Origin of the sequence: Mesorhizobium sp. B2-3-13 (assembly GCF_006442195.1) — a bacterium.
Lineage (GTDB): Bacteria > Pseudomonadota > Alphaproteobacteria > Rhizobiales > Rhizobiaceae > Mesorhizobium > Mesorhizobium salmacidum.
In genome coordinates this window covers 38,542-45,268 of the sequence record NZ_VFVQ01000033.1, presented here as the reverse complement: position 1 = coordinate 45,268, position 6,727 = coordinate 38,542, and the positions used below count along the sequence as shown (strand labels likewise).

Sequence of the window (6,727 nt, the reverse complement as noted above, 5' to 3'; positions counted from 1 at the left end):
CAGGCCCGCTATGTCGGTGGCGACCCCGCCGGTCACCGCGGTTGAAGTGTCCGCACCAGCGGCGCGCACGCCGCTGATGGTGGCGCCATCGGCGCCGGCGACGTCGTTGGTCAGCACGCCGGCCGCGGCCGTGACGGTGAGCAGGACGCCCTCGGTCACGTCGTTGCTGTCGGCATGGGCCGTCGGCACATCGTCGATGATATTGATGACCAGGTTGCCGGGAGCAGCCGTGTCGCCATCGCCATCCGTCACCCCAACCGCAAAATTCACGCTCGTATTGTCGCCCGAGGTGTTGTCGCCGAGAGTATAGGAGTAGCTGATCGTGCCAACGCCCGAGGCAGCATCATAGACATAGCTTGCGGTCAGCGAGCCGGTAGCGTCGCTGAAGGTCTGCGGGGCACCGGTCAGCACATGGCCGCCCAGCGTCACTTCCGACACGCCGTCCGGCGAGGTGAAGCCGATCGTGCCCGATATCGTCTCGGAGTCCGACGCTGCATCCGAGCCAGCCGACTCGCCGCCACGGGCCGGAAGGCCGGCCTCATGGACCGTCGCTTCCCCTATGGCGCCAATGGAGGGAGTGGAATCGTTTTCCAGGAGGCTCGGGAACAATTCGCGATGATCCGGCTGCCCAAATTGCAGGTCCGTTGGTGGCAGGAGGGCCGACAGGCCGAAGCCGTCGCCGATCCCGCCGGCAGGCTGTTCGAAATTGCCGCCGGCGCTCGAGGTCGAACCTCCCGGGCCCGCCGATATCGAGCCGTCCGCGCCGAAGGCGACATCGACATGGCTCGCTTCCAGCGCGGCGATCAAGGCCACACGCGGCACTTCGACTTCGCCGATGATGAAGGTCGGCACATTCAGGGCACCGTCCTTGATGACGATGACCGAGCCGTCCGCCTGCTCGAGCACGAGGTTCTGGCCGTCGACCTTGATGTTGTCGATCGAGACGTTGGCGGGAAGCTTTACGACGTTGCTTGCGTCCGCCACGTATTCGTGGGGGGCATTTGCCGCTGGCGGAGCAGCCGCCGGCGCGCCGCCGCCGACATCGACCGGCACAGGCTCGGCCGCTGCCGGCGCTGTTTGAGCCGGCGCCGCCGCTTGCTCGGCCGGCGCGGCCTGCGCCACCAACTGGATCGGCGCTGTCAGGTCGTGGTGATCGTTGGAGACGGAATGCTCGTCCCACGAGTTCGAAACGTTGTCCAAATCAATACTGGTCGTCATAGCTTTAACCCCTCCGGCATTTCCCGGAAAGAGACAGGCGGCGCCTCGACTTTGCAACGGTCCGTCAATCCATTCTATATATTTGGATATGCGTTCGATGATTTTTTTTACGCTTGGTAAACTGTGAACATATAATCAGTTATATCTTGCTTGGAATGCGCGGCGCTTTGCCACGACTAGTGCGAAAAACTTGGTAAATAGAAGTATAAATACGTATAAAATTTTACACAAAATAGCAAAATCACTTTGCGGGAAAGTTATCCATCTTCATTTCCAGTAATTTGAGACAAGATTGGTAGCGTCCACGGTCAAAGGTGGGCGTCATGAAAAAACAAAAGAATGCTCCGGGGAAGAGAAAACTCAAGCTGCTTCTGCTGGCGCTGGGGATGGCCAGCGCGGCGCAGCCAGCCCTTGCCGGGCCCGTCATCAGGGATTTCCTGCCCGAAACGGCACTGCTTGGGACGGTCCAGGCGCCGCCTGGCCTCGGCGGCATTTCGCTGCGGAGGTACCAGCCCTGGCAGCCGGCCGCCGCCCACCAGATCAGCCTCGTCCTGAACGGCTACAATCCCGTTTCCGTGCAAGACCGGTCCAGCGCCTTGATGGCGCAAGAAGGCAGGGATATCGACCCGATGCAGACTGCGTCGATTATCCCGGGCGTGTTCGGGTCGGTTGCGCTGTCCATGCGCAATTTTCCGGTTTCGGCGCGCTGGGCACCGGTCTACCAGGCCATAACCAGTTGCACCGCCGGCAGTCCCTGCGACCACAAGAGCCCGGCCTTCGCGGCCATGGTTTCGGCTGCCCAAGGCAAGGGGTTTGTCGAAAAACTGTCGTTCATCAACAGCGGCATCAACCACCTGATCGCCTACAGGAAGGACAGCGTCGTTTACGGCAAGCTTGACTATTGGGCGAAGCCTTCGGAAATCCTCGCCAATCGCGCCGGCGACTGCGAGGACTTCGCCATTCTCAAGATGACGGCGTTGCTGAGGACCGGCATTCCGGCACGCAGCATGTCGCTCGTCGTTCTCCAGGACCGCAAGCGAGGTTTCTTCCACGCCGTCCTTTCGGTGAGCACTGCAAGCGGCGCTTACATTCTCGACAGTCTCAACAATACGGTGCTCAAGGACAGCGCTCTTCCGGACTATCAGCCACTGTACTCGTTCAGCACCGACCGGGCATGGATCCATGGGTCCAAACCGGGGGCCGCGCAGATGGCCGACGTCAAGGGCGGTTTCGAAACCGTCGCGCCTGGCGAAGGCGCGCAGATGGAAGTCAAGTAAAGCCAAAGCGCGGCCGCGTTTTTGTCCTGGCCGAATGCCCAGAGCAATTTCAGGAAAAATGCATAGCGCTTCCGCCGGGAATTGCGAAACGATGAGCGGCTCTAACCGTTGAAGACAAAAGCCATCAGCAATTCCAGGTCCAGCACCGGCGCGCGCACCACGTTAAGCTGACCCCGGTAACGGCGCTCACCGGCGCCGATCACAAATCCGCTCGCAACGGCAACGTCGCCGTTGGTGTCGAGGCGCGCGAATATATCCGCCACGTTGAGATCCAGCGCCAGCTTCAGGTCCTGCCGCGTGTCTCCGTCGAACGCCGTCGGCAACTGCCGTTTGACCAATTGCTGGAATGGCGCATTGAACGTCACGATCTTCTTGGTCGATGCCAAAGCGAAAGCCGGCGACGGACAGGCAAGCAGAATGGCGTTTACCGTCCTGATCGACGCAAGCCTGCGCAAATTCAGGTTCTCGTGTCCCAACGCGCGAATGCAGGCCACCCGAATTGCCGAGGTCAGGTTTCCGTTCTCCGCGTGACTTTCGGCGATCTCGTCGACCAGCATGCCGATGGTGCATTTGCGGCTCTCGGCCATCTGTTTCAGCGAAAGCCAGAAGGCCCGTTCCAGACGGATGCCGCGCCTTGTGCCGCCGCGCGCCACGACGCGGAACTCGAGCTCGAAATCTTCTGTCGGCAGCGGCAGAAGCAAACGGTTTTCGGGGGGCGGGGGAGAGATGGCGCTAGCGCTCACTCATTGCCTCCTGACGTGCTTTGTTGATCGGCTTCAGCAGGTAGCTCAGGATCGTCTTGCGTCCGGTCTTGATATCCACGGAACAGATCATGCCGGGGATGATCGAATATGCCTTTCCGTCTCGCTCCAGTGTCGATTTGTCGGTTGAAACACGCACTTGATAATAGGGCTCGCCCGTCTTCTGATCGACCAGGCTGTCCGCGGTAATGTTGGAAACCTTGCCTTCGATGCCGCCAAAGATCGAGAAGTCGTAAGCCGTGACCTTTATCAAGGCATCCTGGTCGGGGCGGATAAAGGCGACATCGCGGGGCGAAACACGCGCTTCGACCAGCAATGTCTCGGAAGTGGGCACGATGCCGGCTACGACAGTTCCGGGCTGGACGAACGCGCCGACGGTGTTCAGTTCCATCGTGTTGACGATCCCGTCCACCGGAGAACGGATATCGGTTCGCGCGACTTTGTCGGTCGCGCCGCGAATGGTTTCGTCCACCACGGAAAGATCGGCCAAGGCCTGCGTCAGGTCATCGAGCGCTTCCTGCTTCAACTGCAGCCCGAGTTCCTCGACCTGAAGCTGCGCCTCGGTGATCGCCGACTTGGCTTTCTTTATCGTCTCGCCGGCCAGGTTCAATTGGCCGTTGATTTCGGTTTGCTCCTGCTCGACCTTGAGCTGCTCGGTCCTTGCCATCAGACCTTTCTTGACCATCGCCTCGACCAGCTTCGCCTGCTGGTCGCTCACAGCCAGGTTTTTTGTCAGGCGGTCGAGATTGGCGTTCGCCTCGTCGAGTTCCTTTTCGCGCTGATCGAGGCGCGACTTGAGCACCGACAGCTTGTTATCGAAGTTTTGGCGCCGGGCAACGAGGAGATTTTGCTCGTTGTCGCAGATTTCCGGCGCCGCCGCCTGAATATCCTGCGGACACGGAAACGATCCGGTGATGCTGCCGCTCTGTTCGTATTTGAGCCTGGCGATCCGTGTTTGCAGGGCCCGCGCCTTGGCCTGCTGTTCGCCGAGGCTGGACGTGTTCAAAGTGTTGTCGAGACGAATGATAAGGTCGTTCTTCCTGACGACCTGCCCCACCTTAACGGCGATTTCCTGAACGACGCCCGGCTCGCTGGCTTGGATGACCTGGGTCTTGGAAGCCGGTATGACCTTGCCGTCGCCACGCGCGATCTCGTCGACCTCGGCGAATGATGACCAAGCGACAAAGGCGACGAAGAGCGCCGCTATGATGAATATGGACGCCGTCGCAAAAAGCGGCGGGCGGTCTTCCCTGGCAAGCATTTCCTACGCCCCGTTATTATATCGGTTTCAGCCCGATATAATTTGTTCCTTCAGGTATTGGTTCTCTGCAGCGCCTGAATGACTTGTTCTTTTGGTCCATCAGCAACGATCTTTCCCTGCTCGACAACAATAAGGCGATCAGCCAATTCGAGCATGCTGAAGCGATGCGTCGAGACGATCAGCGTCGTGTTGCGGTCAAATGCTGTCTTGAGTTGCTTGATCAGCTGTCGTTCCGAAGCCAAGTCCATCGAGCCGGACGGTTCATCCAGAAAGACGATCTTCGGCTTGGTCAAAAGCAGCCGGGCAATCGCCACCGTCTGTCTCTGCCCGCCGGAAAGATTGGTGCCCCGCTCGCCGACATTCATGTCGTAGCCGCGTGGATGGCGAGAGACGAACTCGTCGACGCCGGCGGCTTTTGCGGCTTCGATGATCTGTTCGTCGGTCGCCTCGGGAGCTGCCATGAGCAGGTTCTCCTTCACGGTGCCCGAAAACAGATCGCCAGCTTGCGCGACGATTCCCACGGCGGCGCGCACCTCCGACGGGTGATACTGGCGGATGTCGATGCCATCCAGCAGCAGCTCCCCTGAACTCGGCAGGAAAAGCCTGCCGATCAGGCGTCCCATCGTCGTCTTGCCTGACCCGATGCGGCCGATGATGCCGATGCGCTCGCCCGGCTTCACCGAGAAGTTCAGGCCGGACAGAACCTCGTTTTCCGAGCCGGGGTAGACGAAGCCGACATTCTTGAACGTCATCGCCCCATTGCGGATCGGGCGATTGACAAAGCCCACCGTGTCCGGCCGGTCCTCCGGTTGGGCCATGATGGAATTCACCATTCTCAGGGAGAGCATGGCCTGGCGAAATCTCGACAAGGTGATCGCGATCTGGCCGAGCGGAGCCACGGCCCGGCTCGCCAGCATCACCGTGCCGATAATGGCTCCTGTCGAAACATGCCCTTCCGAAAAGGCATAGGCCCCGGCCACGACGAGGGCGACCGTCACGAGCTGCTGGATGGCCTGGGTGATGTTGCCGGCCGCCGCCGAGAGCTGCTTGATCTTCTCGGAGGTGTTGGCCGCGTTCTTCGAATGCTCGCCCCACTTCCTCAGCAAATAGGCTTCGGCGCGCAGGGACTTGATTGTTTCCAGCGTGGAGATGGACTCGACCAGCAAGGCCTGGCGCTGGGATGCTTCATTCATCGAGGCGGCGACCCGTTTGCCGATGCGGCGTTGCGTGACGAGGCCGACTATCACCGACGCCACGAATGCCAAGGCCGGTATGATGACCAACCAACCGCCGATCGCGTAGATGACCAGCAGGAAGATGAAGACGAAGGCCGTGTCGATGAAGACGCTGATGGTGTTGGAGGTGAAGAACTCCCTGACGAACTCATATTGAGTGACGCGATTTGCATATTCGCCGGTCGAGCCCGGGCGCGCGGACAAGGATGAATTCAGCACCTTCTCGAACAGCAAATACGATATCCGCAGGTCCGCCTTGCGCCCGGCATAGTCGATGAGCGAGGCACGGGCCGTCTTCAGAAGCAGGTCGAAAAGAATGACGGCACCGATACCGATCGCCAGCACCCAAAGCGTCGATATCGCCTTGTTCGGCAATATGCGGTCATAGACGTTCATGGTGAAGATCGGCGAGGCGATGGCCAGCAGGTTGATGAAGATCGCCGACAGCACGACCTTCGAATAGGTGCGCCAGAAAGCGCCCATCGTTCCTGTCAGCCAATGGCGCCGTTCGATCTGCTGCGCCGACCCGACCTTCATGCCTTCGGTGGCGTTGGCATAGGTGATCGAGAAGGATACGCCGCCGCTGATGTAACTTGCGGCCAGCTCGGATTTGCCGACAGTCGTGCGCCCGTCTTCCTGCGGGGCAGTGAGATACCCGTCACCGTCGATTTCCGCCAGCAGGGCGATCGGCAACTGGCTGACACGGAAGAGAATTGCCGGAAGATCGAGGCGACCGCGCAAGAAGTCGCGATGGTTGAATTCGTGGGTCTCGAGACCGATGCGTTCGGCAAGATGCCTGATCTCGGTGACCTCGATGCGCGTGTCCGAAATCGGTACCCCGGCAAACAGCACGGTTTCCGCGCTCGGCCTGCCGAGATAGGCGGCAACCGCCGAAAAGCAGGCCTTGAATGCCTCCTTGGGCGACAGAATATGTGGCTGCTGATTCACGACCCGCCCGCCAGGACCCTCAACCCC

Annotated in this window: 5 protein-coding genes; 1 reads left to right on the top strand and 4 read right to left on the bottom strand. The window is 60.2% G+C overall.

All coding sequences use genetic code 11. The features are described 5' to 3' along the window. Positions 1-1,218 (bottom strand): hypothetical protein (locus FJ941_RS27110; protein ID WP_348640762.1); only part of this gene is annotated, 1,218 nt, incomplete at its 3' end. A 323-nt stretch (positions 1,219-1,541) separates the two neighbouring features. On the opposite strand from FJ941_RS27110, the gene FJ941_RS27105 reads away from it, so the two are divergent. Beyond that, positions 1,542-2,495: a transglutaminase-like cysteine peptidase gene (locus FJ941_RS27105; RefSeq protein WP_140510480.1), complete on the top strand. Its 954-nt coding sequence runs from the start codon at positions 1,542-1,544 to the stop codon at positions 2,493-2,495. 101 nt (positions 2,496-2,596) lie between these two features. Here FJ941_RS27105 and FJ941_RS27100 read toward each other — a convergent pair whose 3' ends face one another. The 3 genes from FJ941_RS27100 to FJ941_RS27090 are packed head-to-tail and all read right to left on the bottom strand — an operon-like array spanning position 2,597 to position 6,700. Then, entirely contained in the window at positions 2,597-3,238 is a 642-nt protein-coding gene (locus tag FJ941_RS27100) for a ribbon-helix-helix domain-containing protein (protein WP_140510478.1), read from the bottom strand. Further along, positions 3,228-4,517, bottom strand: a complete 1,290-nt coding sequence (locus FJ941_RS27095) for an HlyD family type I secretion periplasmic adaptor subunit (protein WP_140510477.1) — start codon at positions 4,515-4,517, stop codon at positions 3,228-3,230. The genes FJ941_RS27100 and FJ941_RS27095 overlap by 11 nt, the downstream gene beginning before the upstream one ends. A 50-nt stretch (positions 4,518-4,567) precedes the next feature. Next, positions 4,568-6,700, bottom strand: a complete 2,133-nt coding sequence (locus FJ941_RS27090; RefSeq protein WP_140510475.1) for a type I secretion system permease/ATPase — start codon at positions 6,698-6,700, stop codon at positions 4,568-4,570. Positions 6,701-6,727: the final 27 nt, after the last annotated feature.

Bases quoted from the DNA above. Each gene is read 5' to 3' on its own strand.
- FJ941_RS27105 (WP_140510480.1), top strand. From the start codon at position 1,542: ATGAAAAAACAAAAGAATGCTCCGGGGAAGAGAAAACTCAAGCTGCTT.
- FJ941_RS27095 (WP_140510477.1), bottom strand. From the start codon at position 4,517: ATGCTTGCCAGGGAAGACCGCCCGCCGCTTTTTGCGACGGCGTCCATA.